General features: G+C 66.3%; 19 protein-coding genes. 2 read left to right on the forward strand and 17 right to left on the reverse strand.

Annotation, left to right across the window (positions count from 1 at the left end):
• Positions 1 to 11: 11 nt before the first annotated feature.
• From DID96_RS29190 to DID96_RS29270, 17 genes are all read right to left on the reverse strand, one after another.
• Complete coding sequence (locus DID96_RS29190; protein WP_124602701.1) at positions 12 to 926, reverse strand: hypothetical protein; 915 nt, start codon at positions 924 to 926, stop codon at positions 12 to 14.
• A complete protein-coding gene (locus DID96_RS29195; protein WP_124602702.1) occupies positions 923 to 1,774 on the reverse strand; it encodes a hypothetical protein in 852 nt (283 codons plus the stop codon). The genes DID96_RS29190 and DID96_RS29195 overlap by 4 nt, the downstream gene beginning before the upstream one ends.
• Positions 1,771 to 2,361 carry a hypothetical protein gene (locus DID96_RS29200; RefSeq protein ID WP_124602703.1) on the reverse strand — a complete coding sequence of 197 codons (591 nt, stop codon included), beginning with the start codon at positions 2,359 to 2,361 and terminating at the stop codon, positions 1,771 to 1,773. The genes DID96_RS29195 and DID96_RS29200 overlap by 4 nt, the downstream gene beginning before the upstream one ends.
• Complete coding sequence (locus DID96_RS29205) at positions 2,358 to 3,518, reverse strand: PLP-dependent decarboxylase (RefSeq protein ID WP_124602704.1); 1,161 nt, start codon at positions 3,516 to 3,518, stop codon at positions 2,358 to 2,360. The genes DID96_RS29200 and DID96_RS29205 overlap by 4 nt, the downstream gene beginning before the upstream one ends.
• Before the next feature lie 6 nt (positions 3,519 to 3,524).
• Positions 3,525 to 3,797, reverse strand: a complete 273-nt coding sequence (locus DID96_RS29210; RefSeq protein WP_260464037.1) for an acyl carrier protein — start codon at positions 3,795 to 3,797, stop codon at positions 3,525 to 3,527.
• 47 nt (positions 3,798 to 3,844) lie between these two features.
• Positions 3,845 to 4,954 (reverse strand): ABC transporter permease, encoded by a 1,110-nt coding sequence (locus DID96_RS29215; RefSeq protein WP_124602705.1) that lies wholly within the window; start codon positions 4,952 to 4,954, stop codon positions 3,845 to 3,847.
• Positions 4,955 to 5,950 carry an ATP-binding cassette domain-containing protein gene (locus DID96_RS29220; RefSeq protein WP_185732393.1) on the reverse strand — a complete coding sequence of 332 codons (996 nt, stop codon included), beginning with the start codon at positions 5,948 to 5,950 and terminating at the stop codon, positions 4,955 to 4,957. It abuts the gene before it with no gap.
• A complete protein-coding gene (locus DID96_RS29225) occupies positions 5,947 to 7,488 on the reverse strand; it encodes an acyl-CoA ligase (AMP-forming), exosortase A system-associated (protein ID WP_124602707.1) in 1,542 nt (513 codons plus the stop codon). The genes DID96_RS29220 and DID96_RS29225 overlap by 4 nt, the downstream gene beginning before the upstream one ends.
• The gene (locus tag DID96_RS29230) at positions 7,485 to 9,404 is read right to left on the reverse strand and encodes an acyl-CoA dehydrogenase (protein WP_124602708.1); all 1,920 of its coding nucleotides are present in this window, start codon (positions 9,402 to 9,404) and stop codon (positions 7,485 to 7,487) included. Before DID96_RS29230 ends, DID96_RS29225 begins: the two co-directional genes overlap by 4 nt.
• Entirely contained in the window at positions 9,401 to 9,892 is a 492-nt protein-coding gene (gene fabZ / locus DID96_RS29235; protein WP_124602709.1) for a 3-hydroxyacyl-ACP dehydratase FabZ, read from the reverse strand. The genes DID96_RS29230 and fabZ overlap by 4 nt, the downstream gene beginning before the upstream one ends.
• Positions 9,893 to 9,919: 27 nt before the next feature.
• Positions 9,920 to 11,125 carry a beta-ketoacyl synthase gene (locus DID96_RS29240; RefSeq protein WP_124602710.1) on the reverse strand — a complete coding sequence of 402 codons (1,206 nt, stop codon included), beginning with the start codon at positions 11,123 to 11,125 and terminating at the stop codon, positions 9,920 to 9,922.
• A gap of 36 nt (positions 11,126 to 11,161) precedes the next feature.
• The gene (locus tag DID96_RS29245; protein WP_221624620.1) at positions 11,162 to 11,467 is read right to left on the reverse strand and encodes an acyl carrier protein; all 306 of its coding nucleotides are present in this window, start codon (positions 11,465 to 11,467) and stop codon (positions 11,162 to 11,164) included.
• A gap of 38 nt (positions 11,468 to 11,505) precedes the next feature.
• Positions 11,506 to 12,117, reverse strand: coding sequence for an acyl-homoserine-lactone synthase (locus DID96_RS29250; RefSeq protein ID WP_124602711.1), 612 nt, complete (start codon positions 12,115 to 12,117; stop codon positions 11,506 to 11,508).
• Positions 12,118 to 12,253: 136 nt separating this feature from the next.
• On the reverse strand, positions 12,254 to 13,489 hold the full coding sequence (locus DID96_RS29255; RefSeq protein WP_124602712.1) for a serine hydrolase: 1,236 nt from the start codon (positions 13,487 to 13,489) through the stop codon (positions 12,254 to 12,256).
• Positions 13,486 to 14,343 carry a serine O-acetyltransferase EpsC gene (gene epsC, locus DID96_RS29260; protein ID WP_124602713.1) on the reverse strand — a complete coding sequence of 286 codons (858 nt, stop codon included), beginning with the start codon at positions 14,341 to 14,343 and terminating at the stop codon, positions 13,486 to 13,488. Before epsC ends, DID96_RS29255 begins: the two co-directional genes overlap by 4 nt.
• Positions 14,340 to 15,359, reverse strand: a complete 1,020-nt coding sequence (locus DID96_RS29265; RefSeq protein ID WP_124602714.1) for an aromatic ring-hydroxylating dioxygenase subunit alpha — start codon at positions 15,357 to 15,359, stop codon at positions 14,340 to 14,342. Before DID96_RS29265 ends, epsC begins: the two co-directional genes overlap by 4 nt.
• 49 nt (positions 15,360 to 15,408) lie before the next feature.
• On the reverse strand, positions 15,409 to 17,142 hold the full coding sequence (locus DID96_RS29270; RefSeq protein ID WP_185732395.1) for an FAD-dependent oxidoreductase: 1,734 nt from the start codon (positions 17,140 to 17,142) through the stop codon (positions 15,409 to 15,411).
• A 571-nt stretch (positions 17,143 to 17,713) separates the two neighbouring features.
• On the opposite strand from DID96_RS29270, the gene DID96_RS29275 reads away from it, so the two are divergent.
• Positions 17,714 to 18,433, forward strand: a complete 720-nt coding sequence (locus DID96_RS29275) for a LuxR family transcriptional regulator (protein ID WP_124602722.1) — start codon at positions 17,714 to 17,716, stop codon at positions 18,431 to 18,433.
• 181 nt (positions 18,434 to 18,614) lie between these two features.
• Positions 18,615 to 18,864 (forward strand): helix-turn-helix domain-containing protein (locus DID96_RS29280; protein ID WP_260464038.1); only part of this gene is annotated, 250 nt, incomplete at its 3' end.

Here is an 18,864-nt window from a genome sequence, read left to right on the forward strand (position 1 = left end):
TCCGTTTCCTGTCAGGTTGGGCAAGACGCCGCGGCGGGCTGGTCGGCGAGTGCGCGGTCGATGCGCTCGGCCGCGCCGTCGAGATGCCGGAACTCGCTGAAGAGCGTGTCATGCAGCGCGATCGGGCAGAGCGTGTAGTAGCCGTTCAGCGCGATCGCGCCGCACAGCACGAGCAGCGGCGCAGGATGCGGGCCTGGCGCGAGGTGCTCGATCAGCCCGATCCACGGATCGGCGCCGAAGCAATGCCCCCACGCGTCGTAGCGATTCGGTGCGAGCGGCGTGCCGCCGAGCGCGGCCCGCGCGGTCGCATGCAGCGGCGTGCGCGTGAACGGGATGAAGCACGCTGCGGGCTCGGCGAGGGCCGCGTGCCGGCGCAGCGCCATCACGAACTCGCTGTATGCGCTGTTCGGATGCGGTCCGGAGCACTCGGGCCGCAACGCCGCCGGGGCACGCGGCAGCGAGAACAACAGCGTCGTCGTGCCGAAGCCGCTGCGGCCCGTCAGCGGGTGATCGAGATGCCAGGCCATGTCGTGCACGTCGAGATCGACGATCAGAAGCGCAATGCGGGTCAGCGCGGTATTACGCTGCAGATGCCTCAGCGCGAAGCCCCAGCTTGCGCAAAGGTACGCGCTGACAATGCCCTGCGGCGCATGGCCGCTCGTCGACGCGATGGCGGCGACGAAGCGAGCGACCGCACGCTGCGGCGCGGTGAACGTGCTGTCCATGATCGTCGACAGCACCATCACGCTCTGCGGCTCGAAACCCGTCGCGCGCAGCGCGTGTTGAAGCTGCGTGCCGGCGACGCGCCCGGCACGCTCGGCGCGGTCCAGCCAGTCGGCGTCCGCGCAGGCGAACGGAGGCTCGATACGCCAGTGCGAGACGGCGTCGAGACGGGGCGCGAGCAGGTGCGGTGCGGTCTGCGTCATGGCAGGCTCTCCGTGGCGTTGACGTGCAGCTCGGTTGCGGTGCGCGGGCCGACGCGCAGCGTCGCGGCCGTGTAATAGCCGTCGAATGCGAAGGCGCCGAGCGTCACGTCGCATTCGGCCTCAGGCGGCTCGGCCCGCAGCCATTCGACGAGTCCGATCCACGGATCGGCGCCGAACGTATGGCCGTAGGCGTCGTGGCGGTTCCTGCCCAGCTGTTCGCCGACCGAGCGCCGCGCGATGTCGGCGAGCCTCTGGGGCAGGAACGGCAGGAACGTCGGCGATATGCCGCGCTGCTGGTGCAATCGCCGCACCGCGTGCAGCAGGTCCGCAAATCCCCGATTCGCGAACGGGCCGTCGCAGCGCAGTGTGTCGAGCGCGTCGCGCAGCTCGAGCGCGACCGTCGTCACGCCATAGCCGATCCGGTCGATCGCGGCTTCGTAGCCGGTACGCATCATGTCGTGTAAGTCCGCGTCGACGATCGTCAGCAGCAACACGCGCGTGCGGCTATGCGCGGCCGCGAAGCGCAGCGCGTAGCCCCAGCCGGCGCACTGGTAGGCGAGCAGCAGCGCCGCGGGCCGCGAACCGCTGCGCGCGCCAATTGCGTCGAACAGCATCGATGTGCGCACATCGTGGCCGCTGACCATCTTGCTCAACGTCGTCGAGCAAACGACGTGCAGGTCGGGCCGGGCAGGTAGCCGCGCGATCGTTCGGCCGGCCTGCTCGGCACATGCATTGGCGAGCCAGAGGACGCGCTCGTCGATTCCCACGGCGGCGTCGACGACCGGCGTCGAGACGCGCGTGTGCGCGACCGCGTCGATATGGGCGGGGGAGCGCAGGCCGGTCGTCATGATGCGCGCGTCCCGTCCAGCATCGCGATATGAAGCCCGCTCAACGCTTGCATCGCCGGGCAGCCGTCTACGAACGCCGTCAGCTGCCGCAGCGCGACGGCGGCGCATTCCGGTTGCAGCATGCTCACGCGCAGGGTGTTCATCCCGAATTCGGGGCCGTCCGCGCGCAGGTTCTGATCGATCGATGCGATGTTGCGGTTGCCGGCCGCGACGATGGCCGGCAGCACATCGAGCGGCCGATGCACGAGCAGCACGTCGTCCGCGAGCAGGTCCGCCGGCAACTGGACGTTGAAGTCGGGCCCGTAAAGGCGCACGAGCACGCAGCTCAGTCCGTCGACGTGGCGGCGCAGCCCGCGCACGAGGTCGGCGAGCAACGCGTACCGCTCGCCCGGCGACACGATCACCGGCGCGACGCTCGGATGTTCGAGCAGCACGCCCTGCGCATATTCGCTCGCGCGCGTCATCGGCACCGATTCGAGTTCGGCCTTGCGGAACGTGCCGGCGAACGGCGAGCGCAGGTACCTGCCGGCCGCATAGCAGCCGGAGAGCGGGGGCGGCGACGCCGGATCGATTTCGGTGGCGCTCATGATGCGATGTATCGCTGGGCTTGCCGCAGGTTCAGGAAACCTGTCGGCGAATACGTGTGATACGCGCCGCAGTCCTCGAAGACCAGCAGGTCGCCGGGCTGCGGCGCGTGCGTTGCCTGCAGCTCGCCGATCATGTCTGCACGGTTGCAACTGTTCCCGACGACCGCGAGCATGCGCGGCGCGGCGTACGGCGCAACCTGCGCGTCCGAGGCGCGGACGAGCCACGGCGTGCGCCAGCGCTTCATGATCTGCTCGGTCTGCGCGAGCGGGAAGCAGTGCGCGATCCCGCCGTCGCAGACGACGATGCCGCGTCCGTCGATGTCCTTGACCGCGACGACGCGCGTTGCAAACACGCCCGAGCGGGCGAACACCGCGCGGCCGGCTTCGTGCTTCACGCTCAGGCGCGCGCGCAGCGGCTCGAGCGCGGCGCGATACGCGGCGAAATCGTACGATGCCGTTCGCCAGTCGCCGGGAAGTCCTGCGCCGATCGTGACGGATTCGAGCGGTGCGGCCGGGTAGCGGCACAGGTCGGGCACGATGCGCGCGAGCGCCTCCGCGAGCGGGATGCCGTATTGCCCGAACGTGAGCGAGCCGGCGAACACGTGAAGGCCCGCAACGGTCACGCCCGACGCCGCGCTGCCGAAGCGGTCGAGGACGCGGTGCACGGTGCGCAGGTCCATGCCGAAATGATCGGCCGGAACGTTGCGCCGTTCGAGCACGCTCATCGCGTTCAGGCGCAACACGATGGCCGGCGCGGGGCGGCCGCTCGCGCGCGCCTTCGCGGCGGCCGCTTCGATCAGGTCGACCTGGAACGGGCTGTCGGCGACGAGCATCGCGCGCGACGCAAGCGCCGCGGCAACGAGCGGCGCGTCCAGCGCCGGAGTATTGACGATGCGCGGCACGTTGATGCGGCCGACGGTCAGGTTCAGTTCGCCGAGCGACGCGATCTCGACGCCGTCGCCGAACGCATGGTTGCAACGGACGATCAGGTCGAGCACCGGGCTCGCCTTCAGCGACACGATAACGGGACCGCCGAGCGCATCGCGCAGCCCGTTCAGATCCTCGATGACGACGGCGGGATCAAACAGGTAGCAGGGCGTCTCGAGCGCGGCCGGCTGCAGCGTGTCGAGCGTGCCGATCGAAAGATGGGGCGTCATCGCGAGTCAGCGGCCGGCGGCTGCGGTTGCGTCGGCGCTCTTGCGCGGCATCGCGAGGAACTGCTTGTCGAGATCGCGCAGTGTCGTGTACTGGGTCAGCTCGATCGATTCCGGATTGATCGACGTGTTGTACAGCTTGTCGCAGATCAGGATCAGCTCGACGATCCGCATCGAGTCGAAGCCCAGCTCGCCGATCGGCGTGTCGGGATCGATCGTGTCGAGGTTGAGCGCCTGCTGCACGTGGTCGGTCAGTTGGGTCAGCGTGACTTGCGTGTTCATGAGCATCTCCGGAAAGGCAGGTGGGTCGAAATCGGGGCGTGCGCGCGTCATTGCCGGTGCCAGCGGAACGTGACGAGCGCGAGCACGGCGAAGAGGGTGGTCCATCCGGCCATTTCGGCGAGCGACGGCCAATGCTGGCCGAGGCCGTCGGCCTGGACGAACACGTCGCGCAACGTATGGACGAACAGGGCGGGCGGCAGATGCGCCATTACGTTCGCAACATTCACGGGCATGCTGTTGAGCGGCATCGTCAGGTCGCTCAGGAACAACAGGCCGATGTAGGCGAGCCCCGTGACGAAATTCGCATCGGACACCGTCGACAGCCGCGAGCCGAGCGCCATGCCGAGCGAGAGCAGCATCGTGCCGCCGACGATCATCACGACGCTCCCTTGTGCGACTCGGCCGAACGTCAGCACGAGCGGGATGCCGAACAGGTGTTGCGCGCACAGCACGACGACGAATGCGGCGACGATCAGCGCAATGAGCCGTGCCGCGAGCATGCTGAACAGGAAGTCGAACGCGCCGAGCGGCATGCACGCGAGCATCTTGAAGCCGTTGCGTTCGCGCCGGTACGCGAGCGCGACGCAGATCGACGTCATGCCGGCCGACATCATCGCCATCACCATCGTGCCGGTCAGCACGTAGTGGACGAATGCCAGCGCGCCCCGCGAGCCGCGGCCGTCCGCGCGCACGTCGATCAGCTCGGGCTCGCCGGTCTCGACGGACTGAAAATGCAGGCTGACGGCGCGCAGCACGCGCGTGACGAGTTGCGGCCCGAGACCGTCCTGCGCGTAGCTGACGGAAACGTCGATCGGCCGGTGCAGCTCGAGCGAGCGGCCGAAGCCGTCGGGAATCGTGATGCGCGACGCGTCGCCGCGCACTGGCGTGTCGGCATGTGCGGCGGCGATGAGGCCGGGCGTCGAGCTATTGGCAGCGAACGCGCGGCGGATCTCGGCGATGTAGCGCGCGGACGCCTGCGTGCCGTCGAGGTCGACGATCTCGATCGTCTGCTGCGGCAGGCTGCCCGAGCTGCCGAACGCGAACAGCAACATGAACATGAAGAACAGCGGGAACAGGAAGATCCAGAACAGCACGGACGAATCCCGGACCAGGATGGCCAGCTCGTTGTAGATCAGGCGGGGAAGATGAATCGGCACTTAATGCTCCTCGGCGCAGTATCGGAGTAGGTCGTTCAGGTCGCTCTGGCCCATCTCGACGCGCAGCACGTCCGAATGCCCGAGCAGCGCGCGGGCGAGTTCGACTTCCTGGCGCGCCGATGCGACCGTGACGACCGCGTGCTCGACGCGCGGCGTGCCGTCGAGCGGCGCGCGCTGCCGCAACTCGCCGCCGAGGCGCCGCGCGCCGTCGGGCGTGCGGCAATGCACGGCCAGGCGGTAATCTCCGATGAGCGCGCGGCGCAGCGCGTCGGTGCGCTCGTGGCGAACGAAGCCGTTCCGGCTCAGCCACGCGGTGTGCGTGCTCAGTGCGAGTTCGGTAGGCGTGTGGCAGCACATCACGAGCGTCGTGTCGCGCATGTCCTCGAGCAGCGCGCTGAGCTGCGCGGCGTAATTTGGATCGAGGCCGGTGAACGGCTCGTCGAGGAACAGCATCGCCGGTTCGTGCGCGAGCGCGAGGAACAGGTCGACGCGCTGCGTTTCGCCGCGCGACAGGAGTTCGTAGAGTCGCGACGACAGCGCGCCGATGCCGAGGGCGTCGATCACGCGGTCCGACGTGGTGCGATACAGCTTGCGATGCAGCGCGACCAGTTCGCCGATGCGCGGGCGACCGGGAAAGAACACGCGCTGCAACTGCACGCCCAGGCGCCGGCGCAGCGCGGGCTTGCGATGCCAGTCGCGCAGCGGAGCGTGAAGCATCGTGCCGTCGGTGTGTGCGCCAGCGCGCAGGCCGAGGATCGCTTCCGTCAGGCTCGTCTTTCCGACGCCGTTGCGGCCGATCACCGCGACCTTGTCGCCGTGGCCGACGCGCCAGTTGGACACGCGCAGCGGCCCGCCCGGCAGCTCGACCGACAGGCGGCGCACGTGAAGCGCAGTATCCTCGGGCGCGCCGCGCGCGTCGGTGTCCGCGAGCGCGTCGACGAGTTGCAGGTCGTCGGGATCGGGCGCCTGCATCAGGGGAGTCGATCCGGTTTTCATCGCTGACGCTCGTCGTGGAAATGCGCGCAGTGCGCGCGCAGCGCGGGCCGGTCGAGCTTGCCGTTCGCGGAGCGCGGCAGCTCGCGCATCATCACGATCTGGGGCCACATATACGCGGGCAGCGTGTCGCGGCATTGCGCTTCGATCCGCATCTTGAGCGCGCCGGGCTCGGCGTTGGTGTCGAGGGGCGAGACGGTCGCATAGATTGCGTCGCCGATGTCGCCCGCCGCGATGCCGAACACGGCCACTTCGTGTACGCCGGGCAGGGTGCCGAGCGTCGCTTCCAGCTCCGTCGGGCTGATCCGGTAGCCGCTGGTCTTGATCATCTCGTCGCGACGGCCGATGAAGTACAGAAAGCCTTCTGCATCGCGCCTCACGACGTCGCCGGACCACACTGCGTATTCGGGGGTGAGGCCGTCGCACTGACGGTTCGGCAGCGGCCGATAGCGCTCGGCGGTGCGCGCGGGGTCGTTCCAGTAGCCGAGCGTCACGAGTGCGCCGCGATGCACGAGTTCGCCCGGTTCGTCGGGTGCGCACGGCTCGCCGTCCTCGCGCAGCACGAGGATCTCGGCGTTCGGGATCGCCTTGCCGATCGATCCGGGGCGGCGCTCGATCTCTTCGGGCGGCAGGTACGTCGAGCGGAACGCTTCCGTCAGACCGTACATCAGGAACGGCTGCGCCGCCTGAAAGATGCCGCGCAGCTTCGCGAGCAGCGACTCGCTCATGTGACCACCCGTGTTCGCGAAGCGTCTGACGCTTCGCGTGTCGACGTGCGTCCAGTCGGCCTGCGTCAGCATCGACCAGAGCGGTGGCACGGCGGTGATTGACGTCACCTCGTGTCGCGCGACCACGTTCGCGACCGTTTGCGCCTGCATCGGCGTATGCAGCACGACGCGTGCGCCGGCGGCGATCCCGGTGCTCAGCTGGCTCAGGCCGGCATCGAAGCTGAGCGGCAATAGCGCAAGGACCGTCTCGTCCTGCCGCGTGCCGAGATAGGCGTTGACCGACCGGCAGCCGGCGACGAGGTTGCGGTGCGATACGACGACGCCCTTCGGATGTCCGGTCGAGCCGGACGTATAGAGAATCGCGGCAGGATCACCGTCGATGTTCCGATGCGTGGCGAGCGGCGTCTCGGGTGCGTCCACCGTGTCAGGGCGCAGCACGCGCAGAGCGGGCAGTCCGTCGAGCTGCATGCCGAGCTCGCGCTCGCGCCATGTCGTGACGAAGAGCTGCGCGGCGGCGCAGTTCTCGAGGATGTAGCGCACCTGCTGCGGCTTCAGCTTCGGGTTGATCGGCACTGCAATGCCGCCCGCGTGCAGTGCGGCGAGGATCAGCGCGCACGCGTCTGCGGACTTGTCCATGAACACCGCGACGCGGTCCTGCCGCCGCAGGCCTGCCGCGAGCATGCATTGCGCGAAATGCTCGACGCGCGACGCGAACGCCGCATAGGTGAGCGAAACCTGCTCGTCGACCAGAGCGACGCGATCGCCGTCGCGAGCGGCGGCGGCAAAGAGCAGACTGGAGAGCGATTCCATCATTGGAACTCCTCGGCGACGGGCGACGCGAATTCCGCCGCGTCGGCGTCGACATGGCAGTGGTCGGCTTGCCGCAGCAGCGCGGCGGTCGCGTCGACACGCGGCAGTATGTTGCGCACGAAGTAGCGCATTGACTTGATCTTGCCGAGATAGAACGGGCGGTCGTCGCTGCCGGCATCGAGCGCGGCAAGCTTGCGATGCGCGGCATTCGCGGCGTCGAGCAGGTTCCAGCCGACGATGACGTCGCCGAACATCGTCATGAAGCGCGTCATGAACTGGCTGGCCTGCATCATCCGGCCGGCCTCGGCCAGCGTGCCGAGCGTGGTCAGCGCGCCGTCGAGCGTGTCCCACGCGCGTACGAGCGCGGTGGCGTCGTCGGTCAGCTCCGGCGCGCTTCGCGCCGCGTCGGCGACTTGCAGGATCTCCTCCTGCAAGTCGAGCATCGCGGCGCGCTTGCGGCCGAATCCGAGCTTGTCGCGCACGAGATCCTGCGCCTGGATGTAGGTGGTGCCTTCCCAGAGACTCAGCACCTTGAGGTCGCGCGCGTACTGTTCGAGCGGCCGTTCGCGCAGGTAGCCAGACGCGCCGTGCACCTGGATCGCCTGCGTGACGACGTGCCATACCTCCTCTGAGATGTACGCCTTCGATACCGGGCCGAACAACGCGATCAGCCGCGACAGCCGTTCGGCTTGCGCGCGCAGCGTGGGGTCAGCGGCGTGCTGCAACGCCGCCCGGCACTGCTGCAGGCGCGACGCCCAGAACGTGATCCGCGCGACGATGAGCCGGCAGCCTTCGACCTTGGCCTTCATGTCGAACAGCATGCGTTGTACGTCGTGATGCTCGATGATCGCGACCTTGGGCGCCCACGGATTCGACGACTTGTCGAACGTCGTGCCTTGCACGCGACGGCGCGCGTGGCCAAGCGCGTGCAGGTACGCCGACGATGCGAGCGAAACCCCGAAGATGCCGGTCTCGATGCGCGCGCGGCTCATCAGCGCATACAGCTGCAGCAGTGCGACGTTCGGCGAATCGCCGAGCAGCAAACCGCGCGTCGCGCCGTCGCGGCCGAACACGAGCCGCGTGTTCGCGCAGCCCTTGAGCCCCATCTTGTCGTGCACCTCGGCGCATACGACATGGTTCGGCACGACGCGGCCGTCGTCCTCGATCCAGTAGCGCGGAACGATGAAGCACGACAGCGACAACGGCGACGGACGCGCGCTGTCGATCCGGCCGAGGACGAGGTAGAGCGTGTTGCCGGTCAGCGCGTGCATCCCGGCGCTGACGAGGATCTTCTCACCGCTGATCGCATACATGTCGTCGGCGAGATGCGTCGCGCGGGTCTGAATCGACGACAGGTCGGAACCGGCCTCGCGTTCCGTTGCGCACAGGCATGCATCCCACTCGCCACTTTCCAGCTTGTCGAGAAAGCGACGGCGCTGCAAGTCGGTTCCGTGCTCGCGCAGCAGCGCCGCGGCGGCCGGCGTGAATCCGGAATACGGCATGAACGACGGATTGGAGCCGAAGAACATTTCCATCGTGACCTGAATCGCAAGATGCGGCACGCGCGGCGACGTATCGCGCAGCGTGCCGCTCATGTCGGCCTGATGGCGCATCCAGAACCAGTCGCGCAGATGCTCCGACCACATTGCCGGATAGGCGGCAGGAATCTCGACATCGTCGTCGCTGACGCGGCGCGCCGGGTGCCGGTCGCTGTCGTAGAACGCTTCTTCAAGCGTGCGCGCGTGTTCGCGTGCGCGTGCGAGCAGCGCTTCGATGTCGGCGCGCGATACGCGGTCGTACGGTGCGGCGGTGAGCAGCGTGCGTTCAATGTCGAAGAGCTCCCACAGCAGGAATTCCTGCTCGCGCCGGTCGGCGAGATAGACGCCGCGAGGATCGAACGGAGTCGCGGTGGCCGTCATTGCAGCACTCCGTGCTGGTCGGAGGCGGCATGCGGGGCTACGCCGTTGGGGGGGCGCGGCATCATCGTGGCCATCAACGTGACGGAGGCAGCCGGCGCGCCGTCGACGCGGGCCTCGCCGTTCAGCCGCCAGAAACGACCCCAGGCACGATCGCGCTTCACGCGCAGTTCGAGTTCCTGGCCGGGATGGATGGCCTTCAGGAAGCGCGCGCGCTCGATGCCGGTGAGGACGGGCAGCTCATTCGCCACTTCGTCGCCGACGCTGCGAATCGCAAGCAGCGCCGCTGCCTGCGCGATTGCCTCGACGATCAGCACGCCCGGATAGACCGGGTAGCCGGGAAAATGGCCGCTGAACCCCGCCTCGTCGTGCTTGAGACGCTTGATCGCGACAATACTGAACGGCTGGTCGAGCGATTTCACCTCGTCGATCAGAAGCATCGGCGCGCGGTGAGGAAGGGTCTGCACGATTTCCGCGTAATTCAGTCGCATGAGTGACGCTCTTTCGAAGGAGGTTGATCAGACGTAGGCTGGCGACCGAACCGCCAGCACCGCGTTGTGGCCGCCGAACGCGAACGAATTGCTGAGCGCGCACGAGCCCGCTCGCAACGGCTGCGGCTCGTTCGGCACGTAGTTCAGGTCGCATTCGGGGTCCGGCTCGGAGAAGTTCATCGTCGGCGGCGCGAATCGCGCTTCGAGTGCGACGAGCGTCGCGAGCAGCTCGAGCGCGCCACCTGCGCCGAGCGTGTGGCCATGCATCGACTTCGTCGACGACACTTGCACGCGCTTGGCGTCGTCCCCCAACGCGCGGCGCAACGCGCGCGTCTCGGTGACATCGTTGGCCGCCGTGCCCGTGCCGTGCGCGTTCGTGTAGGCGAGGTCGCTTGCGGCGATGCCCGCGTCGCGCAGACACGCCTGGATCACGTTTGCCTGTCCTTCGAGCGACGGGCTCAGGATGTGATGCGCATCCGAATTCATCGCGTACCCACACAGTTCGCCGGCAATCGTCGCGCTGCGCGCGCGCGCGTGCGCGAACGACTCCAGCACCAGCATCGCGGACCCCTCGCCGAGCACGAGTCCGCGCCTTCCTTTCGAGAACGGGCGACACGTATCCGGCGCCAGCACCCGAAGCGCTTCCCAACCCTTGAGATTGCCTTCGACGAGACACGCCTCTGTGCCGCCGACGATCGCGACGTCGACCGCGCCGGACCGGATCAGCTGCATGCCGACGACGATCGCGTACGCGGAGGACGTGCACGCGGCCGAGATCACGAACGCGGGGCCGGTGACGCCGTAGCGCAGGCTGATATGGCTCGCGACCGCATTGGCCATGATCTTGGGCACGGTGAACGGATGCAGGCGTCGCGCGCCGTCGCCCAGGTGTATCCGGTACGACTCCTCGAGGCTGCAGATATTGCCGGAGCCGGCGCCGACGATCACGGCCGCGCGCGGACCTAGCCCGCCGCCAGCGTCGAGCCCGCTTTCGTCGACCGCTTCCTGCACGCTCAATAGCGCGAGCTGGGTCGCTCGGTCCATCAGCGCGACATCGGCGGCGCCGAACGACGCGGTCGGATCGAGGCCGAGGATGGGCGCGCCGACTTTTGCCGGCAGGCCGGAGAGGGGCCTGATGCCAACCGTCCCAGCCTGCAGCGCGCGCGAGAATTCGGCGACACTGCCGCCGATCGCCGAACGCACGCCACGGCCAGTCACCACGATGCGATTCATATCCGAGTGATCCGTATCAGAGAGGGGGGTATCGCTTCACGCGTGCTGCGGGAGTGTGGCGACGATGCGCTTCGCGAGCACGAGATCGACGATCTGCCCGAGCAGGTCGCTGACCGACCGGAATGCGCCGGTATCGCCGTCGTTCTCGACGTTGGCGTTGTACGGAATCGAGATATCGAAACGTTGTTCGATGACGAATACCGCTTCGACGAGTCCGAGCGAATCGATTCCCGATTCGGCCAGCGACATGTCCGGTTGCAGCGTCGCAGTGTCGATTTTCAGCACGTGGACGAGGGAGTCCATTACTTCGCGTTCGATCTCGGATCGTTCGAGGGACGTCATGGCAGGCATCTCCGTTGCGCGGGCGCGTGGGTGCGGATTCAGGCGGTGGCTTCTTCGAGCACGTGCTGAGGCACGTCGTCGGCGGTGCGGGTGTTGCGCGTCGTGCACGCGATGTAGTACGCGGCGATCAGCTGGCCGTCCGCGACGCGCGGCGGTGCCGCACGGCGGCCCGAGAAGCCGTTGCGCGCGAGCAGCCGCTCGACGCCGACAGGCGACACGGTGACGACGACGGATGCACCGAGCGCGGACGCACATTCGAGCGCGCGGTCGAGCAGCGCGGCGGCGACGCTTGACGAGAACTGCGCGAGCGGCGAGTCGCCGGACCCGCGGAAGTCCACGGCGCAGAAACGCGACAATTCCCAGACAGCTGGCTCGGCAGGCAGCGGCTGACCCGCAAGCAGATCGGGAAACACATCGCCGAGCAGGTACGGGCGCGTGGTGGGCAGAAGCCGCGCCGCGCCGACGATTGCGTCGCCGCTCAGCGCAGCGACATAGACCGTGTCGGGGCGATCGAACTGGTCTCGCTCGAGCCCGGTTTCGCAACGCAGGTTCCAGCCGAGTTTTTCAATGAACACCCTGTGGCGATATCGCTCGAGCCGAGCGAGCAGGTCACTGTCGAAATCTGCGCGAGCGCCGACGTAAAATCGCATGATTCGTACCCTCGGTTCATGGAAGTGCGTGCCGCGATTACATCCGATTTCGGAACGTTCGTAATCCTGCCAAAATGGGTAGTGTCTTGCGAAATATTCGCGAAACATTGCGCGCCCATGCGGCACGCGCAAGCCGCTATGCGAGCGTGTCGGCTGCGGCCACGCAGTCGTGCATCGCATCGAGCGCCGCATAGATCTCGCGGCGCGCCTGAAACGCGAACAGGTGCCAGAAACCCATGTGCCGCTGCGTCATGATCACCGCGGCCGATCGGTTCGACGGCGAGACCCACCAGTGCGTGCCCGCCATGCCGCCCCACTGGACTTCTCCAAGCGCGCCAGGCGGATCGAGCGAGGACAGCGTGTGCGTCACTGCGCCGCAAAAGCTGAATCCCTTGCCGCTGATCGGGCGTCCGCCTGGCAGGCGCATCTCGACGCCGGGCGCGAGCTGGTCGGTCACGAGCCACGCGAGGCTTGTCGGCTTCAGCAGCGCGCGTCGCGGCGACACGAGACTGCGCACCAGCTTCGCCATGTCGTGTGTCGTCGACAGCAGGCCGCCGCCGCCCGACTGCAGTGCGCTTCCGCTCGCGTACGCATGTTCCGGCAGCACGTGGTCGCAGCGTTCGAGGCCGCCTCGCAGCGGCATCTCCGGATGCACGCTGCGATACAGGCCCGCGAGCAGGTGGCGGCGCGCCGGCGCGAGATGGAACGCCGTGTCGGTCATCTGAAGCGGTTCGAAGATGCGCTCGGCAAAGAAGCGATCGAGGCGCGCGCCGCCGACGACTTCCACAAGCCGCGCGAGCACGTCCGTGCTGACCGAATATTCCCAGCGCGTGCCGGGCTGGAACATCAGCGGCAACCGTGAGAGCGTATCGACGACGTCGGCGAGCGATTGACTCGAATCCTGCAGGATCTTCAGGCTGTCGTATGCGTCGCCGAGCAGCGTGCCGCGTCGCGTATGCGCGTATGAAAAGCCGGCCGTGTGCGTGAACAGGTTGCGCACGGTGATCGGCCGGGCGAGCGGCTCGGTGTCGTCGAGCCGCGTTGCGCCGGCGCGCAGCACCCGCATGCCGCGCAAGGCCGGAAGCCGGTCCGCGACCGGCTCGTCGAGGTCGATCATGCCGTCATCAACGAGCAGCAGCGCTGCGCACGATGTGACCAGCTTAGTGTTCGAGAAGATGCGGAACACGTGGGCGTCGGACAGCGCAACGCGTCGTTCCCGGTCGGCCCAGCCGATGCAGGCCTGATGCACGATGTCGTCACCGACGACGACGGCCGCGGCGGCGCACGGCAGTACCTCGGCCGCGATGAAGCGGCGCAGCACGTCGTCGACACGCGAAAAACCGTTCCGCCAGACCGCGTGCGGCGGAGTCATGACGCGTCGTATCCGGCTTCGCCGGACAGATCGCGTGTATTGACGACGGCGGCGGGAATGCCGACCGCGGTCGCGCCGGCCGGCACATCGGAGAGCACGATCGCGCCGGCGCCGATGCGCGCAAACGCACCAATCTGCACGTTTCCGAGAATCTTCGCGCCGGCGCACAGCAATGCGCCGCGTTCGATTTTCGGATGGCGATCGCCGCGCTCCTTACCGGTGCCGCCGAGTGTGACGCCCTGGAACAGCGCGACGTCGTCCGCAACGGTGGCGGTTTCTCCTATTACGATGCTGGTGCCGTGATCGATCGTGACGCCGCCGCCGATGCACGCGGCCGGATGGATGTCGAGTGCGAACGTTTGGGCGATCCGGCCTTGCAGGAAGAGCGCGAGGCCGTGGCGGCCGGCGCACCACAGATGGTGCGCGATCCGGTATGCCTGGAGCGCCTGGAAACCCTTCTGGTTCGCGAACACGTTGACGAGATCGTACGCGGCGGGGTCGCGCGTGTAAGTCGCATGCAGATCGAGCCGGGTCCTGTCCGAGATCGACGGATCATCGGCAAGGCATTGCATCGTGAGCGACGCAAGCTCGGTGCGCGGAAGCGCGTCGCTGCCGAGTGCGTCCCCTACGGCGTGGCTAAGGGCGATATCCAGACCATCGTGGGCGAGCACGCGGGCATTGAGGTAGGCGAACAACAGCGGTTCGCGGCGGGCATTTTCTTCGGCCTGCCGGCGCAACGTCGGCCAGAGGTCATGGGCCAGCCGCGTGCGACGCACATCGCCGGCGAGGGTCGCCCCACGCGGTGCAGCGACCGGCGCGGATCGCTCCGCGAGCGAGGGGAGAGCGTGGGTCATTGCCGCACCCGGACCAGCTTGCGCTGGGTCAGCTCATGACGTCGTGCAGGCCATTCCCCGGCATCGAAAATCTCCACCGCCTTGCGCAGTTGAAGCAACGGAAAGTCGGCGGGAACGTGGCGCTCGAAATCGGCGCCGGCGCGGTCGTAGTTGGTCTGCGCGCTTTCGAGGATCACTCTGTCCTGGTTCAATGTCGTGTTGTAGTTGTCGTCCCACGTGACGGAACCGGGCGCATTCGCGACATCGACCATGATCCATTCGATCCGCGAGCGATTCTCCGCCTCGCGGACGAGATGCAGCACGAGATGGAAGTGATGCTTCGCACCGCGCTGGAACACATAGATGCGATCCGGCAATTCAAATTGCAGATACGAGCTGACATCGTCGCCGCTGAATTCTGCGTCGGCATCGGAGAGCGGCGGGTAGAACACGATCAGGCCGCGCTCGGTCACGCGAAGTTCATAGTCGTATTCGACGAATCCGTTGATCCGGTTGAAGAAATAGGACGGATGCGTTCCCTTGTGCACGAACGGCACGTGCGACGAATCCAGAATGTTTTCCATCAGGAAGTCCGCTCGGCAGTCTGCGCGCACCGTGCCTTGACGCCAGCCGTGCAGTGCCAGGTCGCGAATCCGGGGCGGCGCTTCCGGTTGCGGTTCGGCATCGCCCATCCAGGCCCAGATGTAGAAATCCTGCTCGATGCAGCGGTACGAGCGAACCCGGAATCCTTTCGGCACCGGCGTGCCGGCGCAGAGCGACGGCACGTGAACGCAGCGGCCGTCCCCGTCATATTCCCAGCCGTGGTAGCCGCACGCAAGGTGACCGTCGTTCGTGACGCGGCCGAGCGACAGCTCGACGCCGCGATGACAGCAGCGATTCTCGAGCGCATGCGGAACACCTTCGGCGTCGCGATAGATCACGACCGGTTCGTCGAGCAACGTGACGGCCATGATCTGTTGTGCGCCGAGTCGGCTCGACGGGCAGGCAATCAGCCAAACATTTTGCGGATGGGACATGGAACGGATTTCCTTTTCCAATGTTGGGATGGAGCAGCCGGGACGCGCGTCATGGACAACGGGCGGAGACGTCCCGATCGATATCGCGCGTCATCGGTGCGATGCCGGCGAGCGCCAGGCCCGTCAGGTGCGCCCAGGTGAGACCGGGACCGAGTGTGATGCCGCCGCCCGGGCATGCGCCCCGGAACAGATTGACGCGGTCGTTGCCCGAGACATAGAGGCCGTCGATTGGGGCGCCCGCCGCATCGAGTGCGCGGCCGACGCGATCGGTCTCGATGCCGCTCAATGTCGCCATGTGCCCGACGCTGAAGCGCACTGCGTAGAACGGCGGCTCTTCGATCGCGCCAAGGCACGGGTTCGGACCGCGGCCGCCGCAGAAGTACCGGTTGAACAGGCTGTCGCCCTTGCCAAATTCGATGTCGACGCCAGTGCGGGCCGCGTCGTTGTTCCGCGCGATGGATTGCATGAGCGCATCGGCCGGCACGTCAATCGCCGCCGCCAGCGCGGAGATGGAATCGCGACGGACCAGATAGCCGGAACGCAGATGCTTGCCGAACGGAAACGGCTTGCCGTGAATCGCCTCGCCCATGCCGGTGAGCGCGAAGCTCTGGCGGTCGCAGATCAGCCACGCGACCGGTTCGCCGCCCGGCGGTGTCGCGCGCAGCAGCGCTTCCGCGAAATGATGATTCGAATCGGCTTCGTTCGCGAAGCGCCGGCCGTCGGGCGTGACCGCGATGTAGCCCGGCGAAAAGCGATCGCGGAAATGTCCCGAAAGCACGAAGCCGTGATCCCGGACGCGCGATACCGGCGCCCAGAAGCCATCGTTGATGACGTCGCGCGCAGCGTGCGCGCCGGCGTCGAGCGCCGCGCGCACGCCGTCGCCGCGGCAACTGTCCGGGGCGAGTCCCCATGATTGTCCGTCGGTCAGCGGTCGGCTGAACCACTGTTCGCAGCGCGACACGTCGTGCGGATAGCCGCCGCACGCGAGCACGACGCCCTCGCGTGAGCGAATCCGGCGAGGTCCGTGTGGCGTGTCGACGATCACGCCGGCAATACGATCTGCGCTGCGCCACAGCGAGCGCATCGCGACGCCGGTGTGGATCGGAACCTGTCTGTCGGCAGCCGCTTTCAGCAGTTGAGCGACCAGTGCGTTTCCGCCTGTCAGGAACGTGCTCCGGCCGTGCCGCACCAGGTCACCGACATGACGGGCATAGCGTCGCGCAAGATAGGCGACGCCTGCGGGCGAGCGCGATGAAATGAGCTTGTTTTCGGCCGGCGTGAACGTCATTCCGAAAAGCGTCTTCTGCGGCGCGCGCAACCGCTGCAGCAACGGCCCCAGACGTCGCCCGTCGTAAGGCAGCGGTATCAGCGCGCGGCCCTCGTGCAGCGCGCCTGCCTTGTCCGGACGATAGTCCGGGAAGTCCTTGCGCGGCACGAGCACGATGCCGCAGTGCCGCTCCATGAAGTCGAGTACTCGCGGGCCGTGGTCGAGATAGTCCAGGAACGCGTCCGGATCGAAGTGGCGGCCCATTTCATCCGCGAGATACGTGAGCGCCGCATCACGGTCATCGGCTATACCGTGGCGCGCAGCAACTGGATTACATGGCATCCAGAGCATGCCGAACGAATAGGCACTACACCCCCCGATCTCGTCAGCCTTTTCGATCACCTTCACATCAATACCGTGATGGGCTGCCGTCACCGCCGTCATCAGGCCGCACGCGCCCGAGCCGACCACGACCGCGCCGCACTCGATCTCGTCAACTTCTTCGGCGAAAGGCAATGTCGTATGCGACGCACGTGCTGAAAAGACCATGTCGTTCCCTTCGATGTAGGGGGATGGACAACATTTGCCGCTCGGGCGTTGCTACCCCGTTGCTACCCCGTGACTACCCGTTTCTCGCCGTCCGACAGGCGCATCCGCTGGGCGGACCAAGCGCGCCGTTCAAGACTGGCGAATTAGACTGAATTTCTGGTGGGCCGAGAACCTACCCATTTTGTGAGGGGCATGGGAAACGATTACAGATCGGCGCAGAAATACGCGTGTAATATTTGGATGTGAAGACGAATGAATCAGAGAATTACAAATTCCTGTACACGCCTTCGCCAAATGAAAGGGAATGACGAATTGGGGGGGTACAGCGTGCCGAGGTATGCGGAATCCGCATTTCAGAAATCGCGAAATAGTTATCACAATTCCGTAATAGATATCGCGCAACAATGCACGACGTTACGAGAGTCGACACACGTGTAATGAGCATACCGACCGGTATCTCAATGAATTTGTAGTAAATCCGCCCTGGATGCTTCGTTGGAGGCAGGGAAAACAATATATCTAAATGAGAGAGACTCAGATGCATGGATGGGCGGAAGATTTATTGGGGCTGATACCCAAGGAAGCAGCCGAGCACGAAAGAACTGTCTTCTCGCGGATCGAAAGTGCTGGGCGTGCGCTCGGCTTCGATTACTGCGCGTATGGCTTGCAATTGCCACTGCCGCTGACGAAGCCCAGGGTTCTGATGCTCAATAACTATTCGGAAGCATGGCGCGTGCGCTATGACGCCGCACGCTATATCGAGATCGATCCGACGGTCCAGCACGGACGGAGAAGCGCGGCGCCGCTGGTGTGGAGCGGTAAGACATTCCCTCAGACACCGCAATTCTGGGAAGACGCTCGCGCGCATGGACTCGAGGTCGGATGGGCGCAGTCGTGTCGGGACAGCTACGGACTGGGAGGAATGTTGACCCTTGCTCGTTCAGGCGAGCCATTGACGCAAGCCGAACTACTCCAGAGCGAATCCAAGATGAGATGGCTCGCGAACGTCGCGCATCTGTCGCTCGCGTGTGTGCTTAAGGGGCGGCTCTGTTCAGGCGAAGATGCCGCGCTCACACCGCGGGAAGTCGAAATACTGAAGTGGCACGCGGACGGTAAGACGCTCCAGGAAATCTCCGACATCCTGGTTGTCTCGGTAGAGACAGTCAAGTTTCACACGCGAAACGCGATGCTCAAGTTGGGGGCCGCGAACAAGACCGCCGCTGTCGTGCGGGCCGCCGTGCTTGGGTTGCTTTGCTGAAATATTACTTGGAACGTCTGGCAAGGACGCTTGTCAGTGCGCGCCAGCTGTTACGAAGTGCGGCTCACGACGTGGATTTGTAGCAGTGGACGGTATCTAGTACAACATCCCGTAAATGGATTGAATAATTAAAGGGCTCGGTTATCATCTCTGGATGAGCCGAGGCCGCCATGCAACGCCAGTGAAGCTGGCGAATAAAGAACGACAGGAACTGCGATCGCTGATCGAGCGGAAGACGGCTACGCAGCGAGACGTGATGCGGGCGCGGATCGCGTTGTGGACCCACGAGGGTCACTCCAATACGGTGATTGCGCGGGAGCTGGGTGTCTCGGTGCAAACGGTCTGCCTGTGGCGCAAGCGCATTGCCCGGCAAGGTGCCCAAGGTATTCGCGAAGGCGAGCGCAGTGGCCGTCCACCACGCATCACACACG

The sequence above is a fragment of the Burkholderia sp. Bp8963 genome (assembly GCF_003854275.1).
Classification (GTDB): Bacteria; Pseudomonadota; Gammaproteobacteria; order Burkholderiales; family Burkholderiaceae; genus Burkholderia.

Bases quoted from the DNA above. Each gene is read 5' to 3' on its own strand.
- DID96_RS29220 (WP_185732393.1), bottom strand. From the start codon at position 5,950: ATGAAAACCGGATCGACTCCCCTGATGCAGGCGCCCGATCCCGACGAC.
- DID96_RS29225 (WP_124602707.1), bottom strand. From the start codon at position 7,488: ATGATGGAATCGCTCTCCAGTCTGCTCTTTGCCGCCGCCGCTCGCGAC.
- DID96_RS29230 (WP_124602708.1), bottom strand. From the start codon at position 9,404: ATGACGGCCACCGCGACTCCGTTCGATCCTCGCGGCGTCTATCTCGCC.
- DID96_RS29205 (WP_124602704.1), bottom strand. From the start codon at position 3,518: ATGACGCCCCATCTTTCGATCGGCACGCTCGACACGCTGCAGCCGGCC.
- DID96_RS29195 (WP_124602702.1), bottom strand. From the start codon at position 1,774: ATGACGACCGGCCTGCGCTCCCCCGCCCATATCGACGCGGTCGCGCAC.
- DID96_RS29200 (WP_124602703.1), bottom strand. From the start codon at position 2,361: ATGAGCGCCACCGAAATCGATCCGGCGTCGCCGCCCCCGCTCTCCGGC.
- DID96_RS29210 (WP_260464037.1), bottom strand. From the start codon at position 3,797: ATGAACACGCAAGTCACGCTGACCCAACTGACCGACCACGTGCAGCAG.
- DID96_RS29275 (WP_124602722.1), top strand. From the start codon at position 17,714: ATGCATGGATGGGCGGAAGATTTATTGGGGCTGATACCCAAGGAAGCA.
- DID96_RS29250 (WP_124602711.1), bottom strand. From the start codon at position 12,117: ATGCGATTTTACGTCGGCGCTCGCGCAGATTTCGACAGTGACCTGCTC.
- DID96_RS29240 (WP_124602710.1), bottom strand. From the start codon at position 11,125: ATGAATCGCATCGTGGTGACTGGCCGTGGCGTGCGTTCGGCGATCGGC.
- fabZ (WP_124602709.1), bottom strand. From the start codon at position 9,892: ATGCGACTGAATTACGCGGAAATCGTGCAGACCCTTCCTCACCGCGCG.
- DID96_RS29265 (WP_124602714.1), bottom strand. From the start codon at position 15,359: ATGTCCCATCCGCAAAATGTTTGGCTGATTGCCTGCCCGTCGAGCCGA.
- DID96_RS29245 (WP_221624620.1), bottom strand. From the start codon at position 11,467: ATGACGTCCCTCGAACGATCCGAGATCGAACGCGAAGTAATGGACTCC.
- DID96_RS29190 (WP_124602701.1), bottom strand. From the start codon at position 926: ATGACGCAGACCGCACCGCACCTGCTCGCGCCCCGTCTCGACGCCGTC.
- DID96_RS29255 (WP_124602712.1), bottom strand. From the start codon at position 13,489: ATGACTCCGCCGCACGCGGTCTGGCGGAACGGTTTTTCGCGTGTCGAC.
- epsC (WP_124602713.1), bottom strand. From the start codon at position 14,343: ATGACCCACGCTCTCCCCTCGCTCGCGGAGCGATCCGCGCCGGTCGCT.